The organism is Streptomyces sp. NPDC020996 (genome assembly GCF_040641355.1).
Taxonomy (GTDB): Bacteria; Actinomycetota; Actinomycetes; order Streptomycetales; family Streptomycetaceae; genus Streptomyces.
Map to the genome: position 1 here is coordinate 1 of NZ_JBFADM010000107.1, position 17,891 is coordinate 17,891.

At 70.7% G+C, this 17,891-nt stretch carries 15 protein-coding genes, 2 tRNA genes and 1 pseudogene; 5 read left to right on the plus strand and 13 right to left on the minus strand.

Features of this window, described 5'->3' with window-relative positions:
* Nucleotides 1-430: 430 nt before the first annotated feature.
* Nucleotides 431-3,055, minus strand: a complete 2,625-nt coding sequence (locus AB0G63_RS37715) for a valine--tRNA ligase (RefSeq protein ID WP_360759972.1) — start codon at nt 3,053-3,055, stop codon at nt 431-433.
* A 136-nt stretch (nt 3,056-3,191) separates the two neighbouring features.
* Here AB0G63_RS37715 and AB0G63_RS37720 point away from each other — a divergent pair, with 136 nt between their 5' ends.
* Nucleotides 3,192-4,178 carry a hypothetical protein gene (locus tag AB0G63_RS37720; protein ID WP_360759975.1) on the plus strand — a complete coding sequence of 329 codons (987 nt, stop codon included), beginning with the start codon at nt 3,192-3,194 and terminating at the stop codon, nt 4,176-4,178.
* Between the two features lie 104 nt (nt 4,179-4,282).
* Here AB0G63_RS37720 and clpX read toward each other — a convergent pair whose 3' ends face one another.
* The 5 genes from clpX to AB0G63_RS37745 all read right to left on the minus strand — a co-directional run bounded on the left by clpX (nt 4,283) and on the right by AB0G63_RS37745 (nt 9,083).
* The gene (clpX, locus tag AB0G63_RS37725) at nt 4,283-5,569 is read right to left on the minus strand and encodes an ATP-dependent Clp protease ATP-binding subunit ClpX (RefSeq protein WP_324785601.1); all 1,287 of its coding nucleotides are present in this window, start codon (nt 5,567-5,569) and stop codon (nt 4,283-4,285) included.
* A gap of 168 nt (nt 5,570-5,737) precedes the next feature.
* Nucleotides 5,738-6,418, minus strand: coding sequence for an ATP-dependent Clp protease proteolytic subunit (locus tag AB0G63_RS37730; RefSeq protein WP_351886790.1), 681 nt, complete (start codon nt 6,416-6,418; stop codon nt 5,738-5,740).
* Nucleotides 6,419-6,488: 70 nt separating this feature from the next.
* Nucleotides 6,489-7,094 carry an ATP-dependent Clp protease proteolytic subunit gene (locus AB0G63_RS37735; protein ID WP_360760002.1) on the minus strand — a complete coding sequence of 202 codons (606 nt, stop codon included), beginning with the start codon at nt 7,092-7,094 and terminating at the stop codon, nt 6,489-6,491.
* A gap of 258 nt (nt 7,095-7,352) precedes the next feature.
* Nucleotides 7,353-8,774, minus strand: a complete 1,422-nt coding sequence (gene tig / locus AB0G63_RS37740) for a trigger factor (protein WP_360759978.1) — start codon at nt 8,772-8,774, stop codon at nt 7,353-7,355.
* 232 nt (nt 8,775-9,006) lie between these two features.
* Nucleotides 9,007-9,083, minus strand: a tRNA-Pro gene (locus AB0G63_RS37745).
* Nucleotides 9,084-9,248: 165 nt separating this feature from the next.
* Here AB0G63_RS37745 and AB0G63_RS37750 point away from each other — a divergent pair.
* Nucleotides 9,249-9,319 (plus strand) — tRNA-Gly (locus AB0G63_RS37750).
* A 362-nt stretch (nt 9,320-9,681) separates the two neighbouring features.
* On the opposite strand, the gene AB0G63_RS37755 is transcribed toward AB0G63_RS37750, so the two are convergent.
* The 3 genes from AB0G63_RS37755 to AB0G63_RS37765 all read right to left on the minus strand — a co-directional run bounded on the left by AB0G63_RS37755 (nt 9,682) and on the right by AB0G63_RS37765 (nt 10,976).
* Nucleotides 9,682-9,819, minus strand: a complete 138-nt coding sequence (locus tag AB0G63_RS37755) for a hypothetical protein (protein WP_360759981.1) — start codon at nt 9,817-9,819, stop codon at nt 9,682-9,684.
* Between the two features lie 409 nt (nt 9,820-10,228).
* Nucleotides 10,229-10,576, minus strand: a complete 348-nt coding sequence (locus AB0G63_RS37760) for a DUF1330 domain-containing protein (protein WP_360759984.1) — start codon at nt 10,574-10,576, stop codon at nt 10,229-10,231.
* A gap of 205 nt (nt 10,577-10,781) precedes the next feature.
* Complete coding sequence (locus AB0G63_RS37765; RefSeq protein ID WP_360759987.1) at nt 10,782-10,976, minus strand: hypothetical protein; 195 nt, start codon at nt 10,974-10,976, stop codon at nt 10,782-10,784.
* Nucleotides 10,977-11,518: 542 nt separating this feature from the next.
* Between AB0G63_RS37765 and AB0G63_RS37770 the strand changes: the two genes are divergently transcribed.
* The gene (locus AB0G63_RS37770) at nt 11,519-12,739 is read left to right on the plus strand and encodes an acyltransferase family protein (protein WP_360759990.1); all 1,221 of its coding nucleotides are present in this window, start codon (nt 11,519-11,521) and stop codon (nt 12,737-12,739) included.
* Nucleotides 12,740-12,751: 12 nt separating this feature from the next.
* On the opposite strand, the gene AB0G63_RS37775 is transcribed toward AB0G63_RS37770, so the two are convergent.
* Complete coding sequence (locus tag AB0G63_RS37775; RefSeq protein ID WP_360760005.1) at nt 12,752-13,207, minus strand: HD domain-containing protein; 456 nt, start codon at nt 13,205-13,207, stop codon at nt 12,752-12,754.
* Between the two features lie 107 nt (nt 13,208-13,314).
* Nucleotides 13,315-14,493: a PP2C family protein-serine/threonine phosphatase gene (locus tag AB0G63_RS37780; RefSeq protein ID WP_360759993.1), complete on the minus strand. Its 1,179-nt coding sequence runs from the start codon at nt 14,491-14,493 to the stop codon at nt 13,315-13,317.
* A gap of 162 nt (nt 14,494-14,655) precedes the next feature.
* Here AB0G63_RS37780 and AB0G63_RS37785 point away from each other — a divergent pair, with 162 nt between their 5' ends.
* Nucleotides 14,656-15,918 (plus strand): GNAT family N-acetyltransferase, encoded by a 1,263-nt coding sequence (locus AB0G63_RS37785; RefSeq protein ID WP_360759996.1) that lies wholly within the window; start codon nt 14,656-14,658, stop codon nt 15,916-15,918.
* Between the two features lie 28 nt (nt 15,919-15,946).
* Here the strand turns inward: AB0G63_RS37785 and AB0G63_RS37790 are convergent, their stop codons facing one another.
* A complete protein-coding gene (locus tag AB0G63_RS37790; RefSeq protein WP_360759998.1) occupies nt 15,947-16,756 on the minus strand; it encodes a DNA-formamidopyrimidine glycosylase family protein in 810 nt (269 codons plus the stop codon).
* Nucleotides 16,757-16,881: 125 nt separating this feature from the next.
* A complete protein-coding gene (locus AB0G63_RS37795) occupies nt 16,882-17,370 on the minus strand; it encodes a ribose-5-phosphate isomerase (protein WP_351886772.1) in 489 nt (162 codons plus the stop codon).
* A gap of 159 nt (nt 17,371-17,529) precedes the next feature.
* Between AB0G63_RS37795 and AB0G63_RS37800 the strand changes: the two are divergent.
* Nucleotides 17,530-17,700, plus strand: a pseudogene (locus AB0G63_RS37800) (amino acid transporter); the annotation flags it as partial.
* Between the last annotated feature and the right edge of the window lie 191 nt (nt 17,701-17,891).

Here is a 17,891-nt window from a genome sequence, read left to right on the forward strand (position 1 = left end):
AAGCGGCCTCGGCCCGCGCCGGACCCGTGCCACCGGACGGCTGCGGCCGCGCCGGTCGGGCCGGTCCAGCCGAGCCGGTCAAGCGGCTGCGGCCAGCGCTGGACCGGGTCGACCGGACGGCTGCGGCCGCGCCGGTCGGGCCGGTCGGGCCGGTCCAGCCGAGCCGGTCAAGCGGCTGCGGCCAGCGCTGGACCGGGTCGACCGGACGGCTGCGGCCGCGCCGGTCGGGCAGCCGCGGCCAGCGCTGGACCGGGTCGACCGGGCGGCCGCGGCCGGAGCCGGGGTCGCGGCCGGGGTCCGGGTCGGGACGTTCAGGCGGCTGCGGGTGATCGTGGTCGTCGGGGGCGCTGTCGCCGTTGCCCCGCGCCCGCGGGTGGGCGGGAGCCCCCCGCCTCGGCGGGGCGGGGGGCTCCCGCTCGGCACTCGGTGCTCAGGCCTGCGGCAGGCGGTCCAGCTGGGCCTCGATGCGGGCGATGTCCTCCTCGGCCTTGGCCAGCCGCGTGCGGATCTTGTCCACGACGGGCTCCGGGGCCTTGGCGAGGAACGCCTCGTTGCCCAGCTTGGCCTCGGCCTGCTGGCGCTCCTTCTGCGCCGCCGCCAGGTCCTTCGCCAGCCGCTTGCGCTCGGCGGCCACGTCGATCGTGCCGGAGAGGTCGAGGGCGACCTCGGCGCCGGCGACCGGCAGGGTGGCCGTGGCCGTGAAGTTGTCGCCCTCGGGCTGCAGGCGCAGCAGCTGGCGGACGGCGGCCTCGTGCGCCGCGAACGGCGTGCCGTCCAGGGTCAGCCGGGCCGGCACCCGCTGGCCGGGCTGGAGGCCCTGGTCGGCGCGGAAGCGGCGGACCTCGGTGATGACCGACTGCAGGCTCTCGATCTCCCGCTCGGCGTCGGCGTCCCGGAAGCCACTGTCGGCCGGCCACTCGGCGATGACGACGGACTCGCCGCCGGTCAGCGTCGTCCACAGGGTCTCGGTGACGAACGGGACCACCGGGTGCAGCAGCCTGAGGGTGACGTCCAGGACCTCGCCGAGGACCCGCTTGCTGACCTCGGCCGCCTCGCCGCCCGCCTGGAACGTCGTCTTGGACAGCTCGACGTACCAGTCGAAGACCTCGTCCCAGGCGAAGTGGAAGAGGGCGTCGGAGAGCTTGGCGAACTGGTAGTCGTCGTAGTACGCGTCGACTTCGGCGACGACGGAGTTCAGGCGGGAGAGGATCCAGCGGTCGGTGGCCGACATCTTCTCCGGCGCCGGCAGCGGGCCGTCCACCGTCGCGCCGTTCATCAGGGCGAACCGGGTGGCGTTCCAGATCTTGTTGGCGAAGTTCCGGGAGCCCTGGACCCAGTCCTCGCCGATCGGGACGTCGACGCCGGGGTTGGCGCCGCGCGCGAGGGTGAACCGCAGTGCGTCGGAGCCGTACTTGTCCATCCAGTCCAGCGGATTGACCGCGTTGCCGAAGGACTTGGACATCTTCTTGCCGAACTGGTCGCGGACCATGCCGTGCAGGGCGATGGTGTGGAACGGCGGGGTGCCGTCCATCGCGTACAGGCCGAACATCATCATCCGGGCGACCCAGAAGAAGAGGATGTCGTAGCCGGTGACCAGGACGGAGTTCGGGTAGAACTTCGCGAGCGACTCGGTCTGTTCGGGCCAGCCGAGGGTGGAGAAGGGCCAAAGGCCCGAGGAGAACCAGGTGTCGAGGACGTCGGTGTCCTGACGCCAGCCCTCGCCGGACGGCGGCTCCTCGTCGGGGCCGACGCAGACGACCTCGCCGTCCGGGCCGTACCAGACCGGGATGCGGTGACCCCACCACAGCTGGCGCGAGATGCACCAGTCATGGAGGTTGTCGACCCAGTCGAAGTACCGCTTCTCCATCTCCTGCGGGTGGATCTTGACCTTGCCCTCGCGGACGGCGTCACCGGCCGCCTTCGCCAGCGGGCCGACCTTGACCCACCACTGCATGGACAGGCGCGGCTCGATGGTGGTCTTGCAGCGCGAGCAGTGCCCGACGGAGTGGACGTAGGGCCGCTTCTCGGCGACGATCCGGCCCTCGGCGCGCAGCGCGGCGACGATGGCGGAGCGGGCCTCCAGCCGGTCCAGGCCCTGGAAGGGGCCGTGCGCGGTGATGACGGCGTGCTCGTCCATGATCGTCAGGGACGGCAGGCCGTGGCGCTGGCCGATCTCGAAGTCGTTCGGGTCGTGGGCCGGGGTGACCTTGACGGCGCCCGTGCCGAACTCGGGGTCGACGTGGGTGTCGGCGACGACCGGGATGGAGCGGTCGGTCAGCGGCAGCCTGATCAGCTTGCCGACCAGGTGGCGGTAGCGCTCGTCGTCGGGGTGGACGGCGACGGCGGTGTCGCCGAGCATCGTCTCGGCACGGGTGGTGGCGACGACGATGGAGTCGTCCCCGTCCCCGTACTTCATGCTGACCAGCTCGCCGTCGTCGTCCTGGTACTCCACCTCGATGTCGGAGATGGCCGTCAGGCAGCGCGGACACCAGTTGATGATGCGCTCGGCGCGGTAGATCAGCTCGTCGTCGTAGAGGCGCTTGAAGATGGTCTGGACGGCCTTGGAGAGCCCCTCGTCCATGGTGAAGCGCTCACGGGACCAGGCGACGCCGTCGCCGAGACGGCGCATCTGGCCGGAGATCTGCCCGCCGGACTCGGCCTTCCACTGCCAGACGCGCTCGACGAAGGCCTCGCGGCCCAGGTCGTGGCGGGACTTGCCCTCCTTGCCCAGCTCGCGCTCGACGACGTTCTGCGTGGCGATGCCGGCGTGGTCCATGCCGGGCTGCCACAGCGTCTCGTAGCCCTGCATGCGCTTGCGGCGGGTCAGCGCGTCGATGAGCGTGTGCTCGAAGGCGTGCCCGAGGTGCAGGCTGCCGGTGACGTTCGGCGGCGGGATGACGATGGTGTACGGCGGCTTGTCGCTCTTGGCATCCGCCTCGAAGTAGCCCCGCTCTACCCAGCGCTCGTACAGCGGCCCCTCTACGTCGGCCGGCGCGTACTGGGTCGGCAGTTCGGTGTCGGGCGCTGATGGCTGCTGCTGAGCGTTCTCGGTCACGGGCTCAGTTTAGGGGTGTCGCAGGGCTGTCTCGAAACGCCTTTGTTGTGTAACGGTACGCCCCCCGATGCCGTGTACGCCCAGGGTCTGCGCCAGGATGTCAGGACGACGTAAGCATCTGGAGGGGAACCCAGTAATGAGTCAGAACCAGCCGGGCCCGTACGGCGGGCAGCCTCAGCAGCCCGGGCCGTACGGCCAGCCGGGCCCCTACGGCCAGCAGCCGCCGCAGGCCCCCCAGCCCGGCTACGGCTACCCCCAGCAGCCGCCGCAGGGGCAGCCCGGCTACGGGTTCCCCCAGCAGCCTCCCACGCAGCCCATCCCCTCGCAGGGCATGCCCCCGCAGCCGAACCCGTACGGCCAGCAGCCGCAGTACGGTCAGCAGCCCCCGTACGGCCAGCCGCCCTACGGCATGCCCCAGCCGCCGATGCCGGGCGGCGGCAAGAAGAAGACCGGCCTGATCATCGGCGCGGTGGCGGTCGTGGCGGCGATCGCGGTGGGCGCGGCCGTCCTGCTCGGCTCGAGCGGCGGAGGCAGCGGCTCGGACGTCGCCGACGACGGCCCGCACAAGCTGACGACGCCGGCGACCGTGATCGACGGAACGTACAAGAAGGCCGACAACGCCGGGTCCTCGGGCTCCCTGAGCGACTCCGACCTGTCGGACTTCGAGAAGTACGGCGTGAAGAACCCGAAGGACGTCAACGCGGGTTACTCCAACGGCACGGGCATGACCATGAAGAACCTGTCCTTCGCCGGCGTCTACGGCACCATCGACAACCCCGAGGCCGTCGTCGACGCCATGTTCGCCAAGGTCTCGGAGGAGTCGAAGAAGGACAGCGACCAGGGCAGCCTCATCGGAAGCCCGGAGACGGTCCACCCGGACGGCTTCTCGAACGGCGTCATGAAGTGCCAGCAGATGGAGCTCAAGAACGACCAGTCCACCACCACGACCGCGGGCACGCCCGAGACCTTCAAGATGCCGTTCTGCATCTGGGGCGACCACAGCACCATCGCCTACGTGACGTCCTTCAGCCTCGCCTCGCTGGCCTCAGGTGACGGCGGTTCCATCGAGGACGCGGCCTCCATCACCGCCAAGCTCCGCAACGACGTCCGCGTCAAGGCCTGACGCGGCAGCCGCCGTACAGCGGCGGCAGGCGCCACACGGCGAAGGGGCCCCGGTCGTCCGGGGCCCCTTCGCCGTGTGCGGCTTCGCTGTGTGCGGGACGGGTGTCAGGCCGTCTTCTGCTCTCCCGGTCCCCGGCCGCGGGCGTCCCTCGGGATCAGGGTCGGGTTCACGTTGGAGTGGACGACGTCGGCCGTGATGACGACGCGGGCCACGTCCTTGCGGGACGGGACCTCGTACATCACGGACATGAGGACTTCCTCCATGATGGCGCGCAGGCCGCGCGCGCCGGTCTGGCGGAGGATGGCCTGGTCGGCGATGGCCTCCAGCGCCTCGCGCTCGAAGTCCAGCTCCACGCCGTCGAGTTCGAACAGGCGCTGGTACTGCTTGACGAGGGCGTTGCGCGGCTCGACCAGGATCTGCAGGAGGGCCTCGCGGTCCAGGTTGTGGACCGAGGTGATGACGGGCAGGCGGCCGATGAACTCGGGGATCATGCCGAACTTGACCAGGTCCTCGGGCATGACGTCCTCGAACTGGTCCTTGGCCTCCAGCTCGCGCTTGGAGCGGATCGTCGCGCCGAAGCCGATGCCCTTGGCGCCCGCCCGGGACTCGATGATCTTCTCCAGGCCCGCGAACGCGCCGCCCACGATGAACAGGACGTTCGTCGTGTCGATCTGGATGAACTCCTGGTGCGGGTGCTTGCGGCCGCCCTGCGGCGGGACCGAGGCCGTGGTGCCCTCCAGGATCTTCAGCAGGGCCTGCTGGACGCCCTCGCCGGAGACGTCGCGGGTGATCGACGGGTTCTCGCTCTTGCGGGCGACCTTGTCGATCTCGTCGATGTAGATGATGCCCGTCTCGGCCTTCTTGACGTCGTAGTCGGCCGCCTGGATCAGCTTCAGCAGGATGTTCTCGACGTCCTCGCCGACGTACCCGGCCTCCGTCAGCGCGGTGGCGTCGGCGATCGCGAACGGGACGTTCAGCATGCGCGCCAGCGTCTGGGCGAGGAGGGTCTTGCCGGAGCCCGTGGGGCCCAGCAGCAGGATGTTGGACTTCGCCAGCTCGATCGCGTCGTCACGGCCGCTGCCGCCGCCGTTCTCGCCGGCCTGGACGCGCTTGTAGTGGTTGTAGACCGCCACGGACAGGGCCTTCTTCGCGGCCTCCTGGCCGACGACGTAGCCCTCGAGGAACTCGTAGATCTCGCGCGGTTTGGGGAGCTCCTCCCAGCGCACCTCGCTGGTCTCGGCGAGCTCCTCCTCGATGATCTCGTTGCAGAGATCGATGCACTCGTCGCAGATGTACACACCAGGCCCTGCGATGAGCTTCTTGACCTGCTTCTGGCTCTTGCCGCAGAACGAGCACTTGAGCAGATCGCCGCCGTCACCGATGCGTGCCACGGTGTGCTTCCCCTTCGCCTGGGAGACGCCTGGATGTTGAGAGTCCAGCGGCTCCTGGTGCTGCCTTATGTCGACGGTACCTTGCCGAGCCCCCCGTCCGGGCCCCCCTTGGCACGGTTCGCTTGGACGTGACCGTGCCAAGGAGCGGCAGACAATACAGCCTCCGCGTCAGCGGACGGCCGCGTTGTTCATCTTCCGGGTCGAGATGATCTGGTCGATCAGGCCGTACGACAGGGCGTCCTCGGCCGTGAGGATCTTGTCGCGCTCGATGTCCTCGCGGATCTTCTCGATCGGCGTGGTGGAGTGCTTGGCCAGCATCTCCTCCAGCTGCGAGCGCATCCGCAGGATCTCGTTGGCCGCGATCTCCAGGTCGGAGACCTGGCCGCGGCCGGTCTCGCTGTAGGGCTGGTGGATCAGCACGCGGGCGTTCGGCAGCGCCATGCGCTTGCCGGGCGTGCCGGCGGCCAGCAGGACGGCCGCGGCGGAGGCCGCCTGGCCCATGCAGACCGTCTGGATGTCCGGCTTCACGAACTGCATCGTGTCGTAGATGGCCGTGAGCGCGGTGAAGGAGCCGCCGGGGCTGTTGATGTAGACCGAGATGTCCCGGTCGGGGTCCATCGACTCCAGGCACAGCAGCTGCGCCATGACGTCGTTGGCGGAGGCGTCGTCGATCTGCACGCCGAGGAAGATCACGCGCTCCTCGAACAGCTTTGCGTACGGGTCGTACTCGCGGATGCCCTGCGAGGTGCGCTCGACGAAGCGCGGGATGACGTACCGGGACTCGGCGACGGGCACCGTGAGCTCGGCTCGTGCGCGGTCGTACAGGCCGCTGCCGGGGAAGTCGTTCACTGTCTGTCTCCTAGGGGCTGAGGCGGTCGGCTGGGGGCTGCGTGGGGGCTTTCCGGTCCCCGTGCGGGGCTCAGGCCCCGGTGCCGCCGCCGCCCGGCATGTTGGCGGCCGTGGTGATGACCTCGTCGATGAGGCCGTACTCCTTGGCCTCGTCGGCGTCGAACCAGCGGTCGCGGTCGGAGTCGCGGGTGATCTGCTCCACCGACTGACCCGTGTGGAAGGCCGTCAGCTCGGCCATGCGCTTCTTGGTGTGCAGCAGCCGCTCGGCGTGGATCTTGATGTCGGAGGCCGAGCCGGCCAGGCCGGCAGAGGGCTGGTGGATCAGGATCTCGGCGTTCGGGAGCGCGAAGCGCTTGCCCGGCGTGCCCGCGCTGAGCAGGAACTGCCCCATCGAGGCGGCGAGGCCCATGGCGATGGTCACCACGTCGTTCTTGATGTACTGCATGGTGTCGTAGATCGCCATTCCGGCCGTGATCGAGCCGCCGGGGCTGTTGATGTAGAGGTAGATGTCCTTGTCCGGGTCGGCGGCAAGGAGCAGCAGCTGCGCGGTGATCTTGTTGGCGATGTCGTCGTCGACCGGCTGGCCGAGGAAGATGATCCGCTCGTTGAGCAGCCGGTTGTAGACCTGGTCGCCGAGGCCACCACCGATGGAAGGCTCGCCGGCGGCGGAGGGCATCAGATTCGTCACGTATCCACCTGCTCGTCTTACGACGGCGCCGGGCCGTCTCACGTTTCCCTGCCGGGGGCCGTCCGGCGGTTCGGTTCGCCGACACCCCTGCCCCCGTACTCATGGACCCTAACGCGCGGGTCCCGTCGGGGAATCCCGCACAGGGGGGTGTTCGCCGGGGGCGTAGCGCCTCGCCGGGAGACGGACGGGCCCCGGGTCATCCGATGACCCGGGGCCCGTCCTGCGGCGTGTGCGGCGCCGTGGGCGTCAGCCCTCGGTCTTCTCCGCGGCCTCGTCCTCGGCGGCGGCGTCGGCCGTCTCCGCGGCGGCCTCGGCCTCGGTGCCGTCCGCGGCCTCGGCGGCCTCGTCGGCCTCGTCCTCGTCGTCCAGGTCGATGATCTCGCCGTTGGTGTCCTTCACCGTGGCCTTCTCGACCACGACGGCCAGGGCCTTGCCGCGGGCGACCTCGCCGACCAGCAGCGGCACCTGGCCGCCCTCGACGACGGCCTGCGCGAACTGGTCGGGGGACATGCCGGAGGAGGCGGCGCGGCGCATGAGGTGCTCGGTGAGCTCCTCCTGGTTGACGTTCAGCTTCTCCTGCTTGACCAGCTCGTCGAGCACGAACTGGGTCTTGATGCCCTTGATCGCGGCTTCGCGGGTCTCGTTCTCGAACTCCTCGGCGGTCTTGCCCTGGATCTCCAGGTACTTCTCGAGGTCGAGGCCCATCTGGCCGAGCTGGTGGTGCTCGAGGTTGTGCTTGCGGGTGTTGATCTCGTCCTCGAGCAGCTTCTCGGGGACGGGCACCTCGACGAGCTCCAGCAGCTTCTCCAGGACGCGCTCCTGGGCCTGCGTGGCCTGGTCGTACTGCTTCATGTTCTCCAGGCGCTTGCGGCTGTCGGCCTTCAGCTCCTCGAGGGTGTCGAACTCGGACGCAAGCTGCGCGAACTCGTCGTCCAGCTCGGGCAGTTCACGCGCGGCGACCTGGGTGACCTTGACGGTGACCTCGGCCTCCTTGCCGGCCGCGGAGCCGCCCTTGAGCTCGGAGGTGAAGGTGGCCTCCTCGCCGGCGGACAGGCCCTTGACGGCGTCGTCGATGCCGTCGAGCAGCTCGCCGGAGCCGATGGTGTAGGAGACGCCGGTGGCCACGCCGTCCTCGAGGACCTCGCCGTCGACCTTGGCCTCGAGGTCGATGGTGACGACGTCGCCGTCCTCGGCGGCGCGCTCGACCGGGGAGGTCGAGGCGAAGCGCTCGCGGAGCTGCTCGACCGACTTCTCGACGTCCTCGTCGGTCACCTCGACGGCGTCGACCTCGACCTCGATGCCGGAGTAGTCCGGGATCTCCAGGGCCGGGCGGACGTCGACCTCGGCGGTGAAGTTCAGCGTCTCGCCGTCCTTCAGCTCGGTGATGTCGACCTCGGGCTGGCCCAGGACGGAGAGCTCGGCCTCGTTGACCGCCTCGGTGTAGAACTTCGGAAGCGCGTCGTTGACCGCCTCCTCCAGGACCGCACCGCGGCCGAACCGCTGGTCGATGACGCGGGCCGGGATCTTGCCCTTGCGGAAGCCCTTCACCGTGACCTGCTGGTTGATCTTCTTGTACGCCGCGTCGAGGCTGTCCTTGAGCTCCTCGAAGGGCACCTCGACAGTGAGCCGAACCCGGGTCGGGTTCAGGGTCTCCACGGCGCTCTTCACGGTTCGGTCTCCTTGTGGCTGACTTCTTGGTTTCTGCCGGAGCCAGACTGGTCCGGCGGATTCGCCGCCCGGAGGACGTCCGGAGGATCCAGATGGATGTCCAGTGGATGTCCAGTGGGTTCCTGCGGATGAGACACACGGGCGCGCAGCTTGCATAGTAACCGCCACGGCTGAACGCCCCAAAGGCGATCAACCGGAGTGATCGCTCGGGTGACCGGTGTTGACCGGTCGGTGGTCGGGGTGGCGGGATTTGAACCCACGGCCTTCCGCTCCCAAAGCGGACGCGCTACCAAGCTGCGCCACACCCCGTCTGGTGCGACACGTAGGGTACATGGCCGACGACAGCGGGGCCGCCGCATTTCGCCGACGCCGTGGGGGCGTCCGGCGCGGGCGGGAATCGGGTGTGCGGCGAGGGGCGGCGACCCGCTACGATGCCTCCAGTGCCGCGGTCACCTGACCTGCGGCGCGTCATGTGCGGGCGTAGCTCAATGGTAGAGCACTAGTCTTCCAAACTAGCTACGCGGGTTCGATTCCCGTCGCCCGCTCTGAACGCCGAAGGCCCAGGTAGGCAGCATGTTCGCCGCCCCTGGGCCTTCGGTCGCTCCCCGGGCTGTTCGGCCCTGCGTGTCCCCCGCGTGCCCCTTCGGCCGACGACGCCGCTTCAGAGCGTTCACGATCACCGCGTCGGCCCCGTCGGCGATCTCCCGCTCACGGCGTTCTCCCGCTCACGGCGATCTCCCGCTCACGGCGATCAGAGGTGTGCTGATGGATCAGCGCCGCACGGGTCGGGCTGTGCCCGAGGCGGGTCATCAGCTCGCGGGTGCCGGCATTCGTCCGGGACGCCAGGGAGTGGTGGGTGGAGGTGGGGCGGAAGGTGGACGAAACACCCCGGGAGGGTAGACATTCGTCACTTGTCTGCCCGATAGAGCTTGATGTCCTTGTTGACGAAGAGGTGCACGTAACCGCATCGCCAGCAGATCAGGCCCGTGGCGTTCTCGTCGGCCCAGGCCAGCTTCATGAACTCCATCCCGGTGCTGTTGAGCAAGACACCCCGCTCTCTGAACACGTCACCCTGGCAGACCTGGCACTTGAGCCAGACATCCCCCAGTGCCGCACGTACCGGCTTCGCCATCGCGTGAACGCCCCCGCCTCTGCTCCCGTGTGGACGGAACGAGACTACGGGGCGGCGCGAGCCGCTCACAGCCCACATGAGCGGCCAGCAGTTTCGCCTGCAACGGGGAACACCGGCAGGAGCCCCGCCAACCCGCACGTCAGCGACTCGCCGGCTCAGCGCTGGTCCGCGTACGCGATCTTCCAAACCAGCTACGCGGGTTCGATTCCCGTGGCCCGCTCCGTAGGGCTCCAGGCCAGGTCGGAGGGTGATTCTCCGCCTGGCCCTGACCGCTTCCCGGGGCGGTGTTCGGTTCTGCCGTCGGGTCGGGCGGGCCGGAGGGCTACTCGGCCGGCAGGGCCTCCCGCATCGCCTTTGCGGTGGCAGCCGGGTCGTAGTCCTCGGGGACGCCTTCGACCAGGATGATGTCGCCCTCGACGTGCCGCGAGCGCAGCGGTGCGATCTCCCGGTACGCGGGTGAGTCCCACCACGCCCGCGCCTCGGCGATCCCGGGAAAGCCGATCACCACGACGTGCCCGGGCCAGGCGCCCTCCTTCACCTCGTGCTGCGTGGCGTGCACGAGGAAGCGGCCGCCGTACGGCTCGAAGGTGGCGGGGATGCGCTCGATGTACTCGGCGATCTCCGGGTGTGGAGCGGCTTCTCGCAGGTGAGCTATGGCGTAGGCAGGCATGGCGTCCTTCCGGTCGGTCGGGCTCCGTACGCCGATGATCGTGGCGTGCTGACGCGCCGGGGTCGATGACCTGACAGGTAAGGCGTACCCCGTCCGCAGGCGGACTCACCTCGCTGCGGCGGGCCGGGCGGACCGAGTGGGACCGGGCGGGGCCGGGCGGAACCGAGCAGGACCGGGCGGGGCCGATCGGAAGCCGACCGGCGTGTCAGAAGCTGATCGAGTTGATCGTCTCGGCTATCGAGTTGAGGAACCGGTTGAGCGACGGGGCCATGCCGGTCGAGGCGAGGAAGAAGCCGAAGAGAATCGCGACGATGGCGGGACCGGCCTTGATCGACCCTCCCCGGATCAGCACCACCAGGATGATCGCCAAAAGCAGCACCACTGACAGTGAAATGGCCACAACAGATCACACCCTCGGTCGGTCCGCTCTCCCGGCCTGGGGACGCACCCGCGCACCCTGCCAGAACCATCGTGCCACCAACTGGCCACCCTTATGCGGTACCTGAGGCATCGGCGGCCCCGCCCGCCCCTGCGGCGCGCCGGGGCGGGCCGCTCACGGGGGCTCCCGCGGACCCAACGGAGCTGATCCGCAAGGCAATTCGACAACGCACCCGCACGGGGAATTGACCGGCATCGTTTCCATGCCCACACAACGTGTGTGCGAGTATTCCGAATTGTTGCAACAGGCCCGTCAAATGCATCACCAAATCGGCATGAATCGTGACAAGCAGGGCGCGTAAAGTGTGCTGTCCGTCACGCCGGGGAGATGTCAACTGCCCTGAAAGCGGGGGTACCCGGAGTTCATAAACCGGGAAAGACCTCGAAGGTTTTACGGATACCCACAGACAACGCTAGGGTGCCTCAGATGTTCTACGCTGCCTCGTCCCCCGCATGCGCAGCGGCGTACCCGACCGTCTCCCCCTGCCACCGGGGGGAAGGTCTGTGACGGACTCGCTGCGACCGCAAGGCCACCACCGAGCGCCGCTCCCCCCGGCACAGCCGGCGTCGGGAGTGCCGACTCCGCGCTCACCGCAGAAACAGCACGACCGGCAGGACCAGAACCGCGACGACCGGAACCGGCAGGCCCGGGACCGGCAGGCGGCACCAGGCAAGCAGCGCGACTCGTTCTTCGACAACGCCAAGTACCTGGCGATCGTGCTGGTGGCCATGGCCCACTCATGGGAGCCCCTGAAGGGCGACAGTCGCATCCTGGAGGGCGTGTACACCGTCGTGTACACCTTCCACATGCCGGCGTTCATCATCATCTCCGGCTACTTCTCGCGCAGTTTCGACATGCGCCCGGACCGTCTCAGGCGGCTGGTCACCGGCATGCTCGTGCCGTACGTCGTCTTCGAGACCGCGTACACCCTCTTCAAGCGCTACGGCGACCACGACCCGGGCATGACGGTCAGTCTGCTCGACCCCTGGTACCTCACCTGGTTCCTGCTCGCCCTGTTCATCTGGCGGCTGACCACCCCGTTGTGGAAGATCGCCCGCTGGCCGCTGCCGCTCGCACTCGGCATCGCGATGTTCGGCTCCGTCTCCCCCGAGATCGGCGACGACCTGGACCTGCAGCGCGTCCTGCAGTTCCTGCCGTACTTCGTGCTGGGCCTGTGCATGAAGCCCGAGCACTTCCAGAGGGTGCGCACGCGCGCGATGCGCATCGCGTCGGTGCCGGTGTTCGCGGTCGCCCTGGCCATCGGCTGGTGGGCCGTGCCGCGCATGAACACCGCCTGGTTCTACCACCGCGACGCCGCCCAGGAACTGGGCTCCCCCTGGTGGACCGGCCCCGTCATGGTGCTCGCGCTGTTCGGCTGCTCGCTGCTGCTGACCGCCTGCTTCTTCGCCTGGGTGCCGCGCCGCCGCATGTGGTTCACGGCGCTCGGCGCGGGCACGCTCTACGGCTACCTGCTGCACGGGTTCCTGGTGAAGGCCGGCGACTTCTACGGCTGGTTCGAGCCCCGGTGGCTGCACCGGCCGCTCGGCGAGATCGCCGTGACGCTCGTCGCGGCCGCCGTCGTCACCCTGCTGTGCACCCGGCCGGTGCAGCGCGTCTTCCGGTTCGTGATGGAGCCCGACATGAAGTGGGCCTTCAAGCGGGACGCGGCGGAACTCGCCCGGGCCCGGGAGCGGAGCGAGCGGCGCGAGAAGGTGCCCGCCTAGGCAGCGCCCTGGTCAGTCGCCCGTCAGACCGAGAAGCGCGCGCATCCGCGCGTACTTCTCGGTCAGTCGTTTCCGGGTGGCCGCGTCGTCCAGGCGGGCGAGGCGGGCCGGATCCGCGTTGTGCGCCAGGTCCGCCTCCTTCACCAGCAGCGCGCCCGGCGTGGCCAGGACCCGCCCGGCGTACGCCTCGGGCGTCTCCCCCGCCCGCTTGGTGACCGCCCGGACGATGTCCTTCGTACGCCGGCTCAGCGCGGCCTGGTCGAGCCACCGCGCGGACAGCGCGTCGTCCTCCACGGCGTCGTGCAGCCAGGCCGCGGCGATCTGGTCGTCGTCGCCGCCCCGCGCCCGGACGCCCTCGGCGACGGCGCTGAGGTGCTCGGCGTAGGGGCGTCCCGCCTTGTCGGTCTGCCCCTCGTGGGCGGCGCGGGCGAGCGCCTCCACCTCGGCCAGGGGCATGGTCCGGTGCATCTCGGTCACGCCGCCAGTGTCCCCCACGCCGGCGCACACCGCTCAGCGCACGCCGGCTGAGCGCGCGCCGGGGCGCACCGGGGCGCACACCGCTGAGCGCACGCCGCTCAGCGCACGCCCGCCGCGGTCGGCCCTTCGCGGCAGATCAGCAGCAGGGCCCGGTCGTCGTTGACGTCCTTGGCGACCGCCTCGATGAGGTGCCAGGCCGCTCCGTGGAAGCCGCCGGGCACGTACCGGTCGGCCTCGCCGGTCAGCCGGTCGATGCCCTCGACGATGTCACGGTCGGAGGTCTCCACCAGGCCGTCGGTGAACAGCATCAGCACGTCGCCGGGCCTCAGCGAGCCCTTCACGGGGTCGAACTGGGCGCCGTCGTACACGCCCAGCAGCGGCCCCTCGGCGGCCTTCTCCTCCCACCGTCCGCTGCCCGCGCTGAGCTGGAGCCCCGGCGGATGCCCGGCGGAGTACAGCTCGTAGTCGCCGGAGTCGAGGTCCAGGACCAGGTGGATGGAGGTCGCGAAGCCCTCCTGCCAGTCCTGGCGGAGCAGGTAGCCGTTGGCGGCCGGGAGGAAGGCGTGCGGCGGGAGCGAGCCCAGCAGACCGCCGAACGCGCCGGACAGCAGCAGCGCCCGCGAACCGGCGTCCATGCCCTTGCCGGAGACGTCGGTGAGGACGACCTCCAGGGTGCGGCCGCCGTTGGTGCGGGCGGCGACCACGAAGTCGCCCGAGAAGGACTGGCCGCCCGCGGGCCGCAGGGCCATCTCCCGGTGCCAGCCGACCGGCAGCTTCGGCAGCTTGCTCTGCACCCGGATGCGTTCGCGCAGGTCGAACAGCATCGTGCCGCCCCGCCGCCAGGGCACGCCGACCCGGCTGCGGAACTGCGCGACCAGCAGCCCGAAGAACCCGCACGCGGCGACCACGAGCACCACGCCGGGCGTCACCCGCGACGGCCCCTCGGTGTACGGGCCCAGCCACACCGACTCCACGATCAGCGCCGTGGCGGCCGCCGCATACAGCCCGAGCAGGCTCGCCGGACGCAGCACCAGGCCGCCCACCACGATCGGGAGCACCAGCGCGGCCGGCGAGAACCACACCGAGTTGGCCAGCGTCGCCGCCGTGATGACCGGCACCAGCAGCAGCAGTCCGGCGAGCGCGACCCAGTCCGCGCCGTCGCCGCGGAAGTAGTCGACGGCGCTTCTGCGCACGCCGACCCGGGCCCGGTGCCACTGCATCTTCAACCGGGCCGTGACCGTCTCGGCTTCCGAGCGCCGCTGTCGTCCTGCTGCCATTAGTTCGGGACCCTATCCATCGCACGCGCCGCTTGGCACGCGAGGTCCGACTTATCCCCCCGTAGGAGCCCAACTTCACAACCCCGGACGCGGTGTTCCCGCGCCGGAGCCGCCCGGGGAAATTCCCTCGCCCGTCCCGCACCTCCTTGATAGGCATGATGCATGGCGACTGGCATGACGAGGGACGGGCGGAGCGACGGAATCGTCGTCCGCGGGCTGACACGGGACGAGTGGGACCCGTGGTACGACACCCTGCTCCGCGCCTTCGGCGGGGTCCCGGAGCCGGCCGAGGAACGGGAGCTGTTCAACGCGCTCACGGAGGTCGACCGTTCGCTCGGCGCGTGGGACGGCGAGGAGTGCGTGGGGACGGCGGGGGCGTTCAGCTTCCGGCTTACCGTGCCGGGCGGCGCCGCGGTGCCCGCCGCGGGCGTCACGATGGTCAGCGTGGCGGCCACCCACCGGCGCCGCGGCCTGCTGACGTCGCTGATGCGCCGGCAACTGGACGACGTGCGCTCCTGGGGCTGGCCGCTGGCGGTGCTGACGGCCTCCGAACCCGACATCTACGGCCGTTTCGGGTACGCCGTCGCCACGCACCGCGTCGACGTCGAGGTCGACACCGCGCGGGTACGGCTGTCCGTGCCGCCGGGCACCGACGAGGTGCGGCTGCGCTACGCGGCACCGGCCGACGTGCTGGACGTCTGCGAGGCGGTGTACGCCCGCAGGGTGCCCGGCCGGCCCGGGATGCTGGTGCGGCTGCCGGGCTGGGAACGGCTGCCGTTGCTCGACCCGGAGGCGTCGCGGGCGGGGGCGTCGCCGCTGCAGTGCGTTCTCGCCGAGCGGGACGGCGAGGTGGCCGGATACGCCCGCTTCCGGGTACGGCCGGAGTCGGACGAGGGCGGGCCGCGGGGCACGGTGATCGTCGAGGACACCGAGGCGCTGGACCCGGCGGCGCACGCCGCGCTGTGGCGGTTCCTGTTCGACATCGACCTGACCTGCACGCTGACCGCGCGGGGCCGCCCGGTGGACGAGCCGTGGCAGTACCTGGTGTCCGACCCGCGCCGGTGCCGCCCGCGGCTGCGCGACGCGCTGTACGTGCGGCTGGTGGACGTCGGGGCCGCACTGGAGGCGCGCGCCTACCAGACGCCGGTGGAAGTGGTATTGGACGTCGAGGACGCGTTCTGCCCGTGGAACGGCGGGCGTTGGCGGCTGATCGGGGACGCGAAGGGCGCGTCCTGCGAGCGGACCGAGGACGCCGCCGATCTGGCGCTGTCGGTACGGGAGTTGGGCGCGGCCTATCTCGGCGGGGTGACGCTGGACGCGCTCGCCGCGGCCGGGCGGGTGCGGGAGCTGCGGCAGGGGGCGCTGGCGGAGGCGTCCGTGGCGTTCGCCTCGACGGTGGCGCCCTGGCTGCCGCACGGGTTCTAGCCGGCGCTTCCGCGCTTCCGGGGACCTGTCAGGCCGACTGGCAGGCGGGGCACCAGAAGAGGTTGCGGGCGGCGAGGCCGGCGGTGCGGATCTCGCCGCCGCAGACGTGGCACGGCAGGCCGGCCCTGCGGTACACGTACACCTCGCCGCCGTGGTCGTCGACGCGGGGCGGGCGGCCCATCGCCTCGGGGGTGTGCTCCGGGCGGACGGTGTCGATGCGGTTGTTGCGGACGCCCTCGCGCATCAGCGCGACCAGGTCGTGCCAGACGGCGTCCCACTCGGCCGGGGTGATGTCCCGGCCGGCGCGGTAGGGGTCGATGCCGTGCCGGAAGAGGACCTCGGCGCGGTAGACGTTGCCGACACCGGCGATGACCTTCTGGTCCATGAGCAGCGCGGCGATCGTGGTACGGCTGCCGCGGACGCGCCGGTAGGCGGCCTGCGGGTCGGCGTCCGCGCGGAGCGGGTCGGGACCGAGGCGCGCGTGTACCGCCCGCTTCTCGGCGTCCGTGATCAGGGCGCAGGTGGTGGGGCCGCGCAGGTCCACGTAGGCGCTCTCGTTCGCGAGGCGGAGGCGGACGGTGTCCGTCGGCGGCGGGGCGGGCCGGCCGCCGAAGGTCACCTTGCCGAACAGGCCCAGGTGGATGTGGACCCAGTCGGTGTCGCGGAAGCCGAGGAAGAGGTGCTTGCCGTGGGCCTCGGTGCGGGTGAGTTCCGCACCGTCCAGGAGGGCGGCGGCGTCGGAGAACTTGCCCTGGGGGCTGGTCACCCGGGGTGCCGTGCCGGAGAAGCGGTCGGCGTAGTCGAGCGCCAGCCGGTGGATCGTGTGCCCCTCTGGCACGTGCCGGTTCCCTTCCTGCCCCCTGGGCGGTCGGTCCTGCTGCGGGCGGTCAGTCCTGCCGCGGGCGGTCGGTCCTGCTGCGGGCGGTCAGTCCTGCCGCGGGCGGTCGGCCCTGCCGCGGGCGGTCAGTCCTGCTGCGGGTGGTGCGCCGGGATCGGGGGCAGCTCGCCGGTCGTCTCGTAGTCCGCCAGCATGTCGATGCGCCGGATGTGCCGCTCGTCGCCGGAGAACGGAGTGCTCAGGAAGGTCTCGACGAACTTGGTCGCCTCGTCCGTCGTGTGCATGCGCGCGCCCACGGCGACGACGTTCGCGTTGTTGTGCTGGCGGCCCAGCGACGCGGTCTCCTCGCTCCAGGCGAGAGCCGCCCGCACGCCCTTGACCTTGTTGGCGGCGATCTGCTCGCCGTTGCCGGAGCCGCCGATCACGATGCCGAGGGAGTCGGGGTCCGCGGCCGTCCGCTCCGCGGCACGCAGGCAGAAGGGCGGGTAGTCGTCCTGGGCGTCGTAGATGTGCGGGCCGCAGTCGACGGGGTCGTGGCCGGCCGCCTTCAACCACTCGACGAGGTGGTTCTTCAGTTCGAAGCCGGCATGGTCGGAGCCGAGATACACGCGCATGCTCCGAGTGTGACACGAGCGTTCCGGGGAAGCAGCGTCGGGTGTCACCGTTCCTGATGACTGAGCGTGAGTGGGTCCTGGTGCGTGTCGACGCTTGTCTGGAGGTCGCGGAGGTGCGCGGACTGTGCGCGCCGGGCCAGCGCCCACTGCCCGTTCGGCGGAAAGCTGCTCACCGACACCGAGCACGACGGCCGGGTGACGGTGCTGCTGTCGCTGCTGGTCGCCGCGGTGGTCCTGGTCGTCGCCGTGGTGCGGGAGCGGGCCGCCGACGGGCGGGCGTCCGCCGGGGCCGCGGCCGTGGAGGCGCGGGACGGGATCAGGACGGGCTGACCCGGGCCGGCGGGCCATGCGGCTTGCGGACGTGCGGCTTGCGGCTTGCGGGCGTGAGGACGTGAGGACGTGCGGGAGGCCCGCCGGGCAGAAGTCGTGCGTAGGGCGCCCCGGGCGCCGACCGGTGACCCGGGGGCCCGCCGGCCGCCCGCGGCGCCCCACCCGGCGCGGGGGGCCCCGGGGGGCGCGAG

Excerpts from the sequence above, each read along its gene's own strand:
- AB0G63_RS37720 (WP_360759975.1), top strand. The coding sequence starts at position 3,192 with ATGAGTCAGAACCAGCCGGGCCCGTACGGCGGGCAGCCTCAGCAGCCC.
- AB0G63_RS37735 (WP_360760002.1), bottom strand. The coding sequence starts at position 7,094 with ATGCCCTCCGCCGCCGGCGAGCCTTCCATCGGTGGTGGCCTCGGCGAC.
- AB0G63_RS37760 (WP_360759984.1), bottom strand. The coding sequence starts at position 10,576 with ATGCCTGCCTACGCCATAGCTCACCTGCGAGAAGCCGCTCCACACCCG.
- AB0G63_RS37775 (WP_360760005.1), bottom strand. The coding sequence starts at position 13,207 with ATGCACCGGACCATGCCCCTGGCCGAGGTGGAGGCGCTCGCCCGCGCC.
- AB0G63_RS37780 (WP_360759993.1), bottom strand. The coding sequence starts at position 14,493 with ATGGCAGCAGGACGACAGCGGCGCTCGGAAGCCGAGACGGTCACGGCC.
- AB0G63_RS37785 (WP_360759996.1), top strand. The coding sequence starts at position 14,656 with ATGGCGACTGGCATGACGAGGGACGGGCGGAGCGACGGAATCGTCGTC.
- AB0G63_RS37795 (WP_351886772.1), bottom strand. The coding sequence starts at position 17,370 with ATGCGCGTGTATCTCGGCTCCGACCATGCCGGCTTCGAACTGAAGAAC.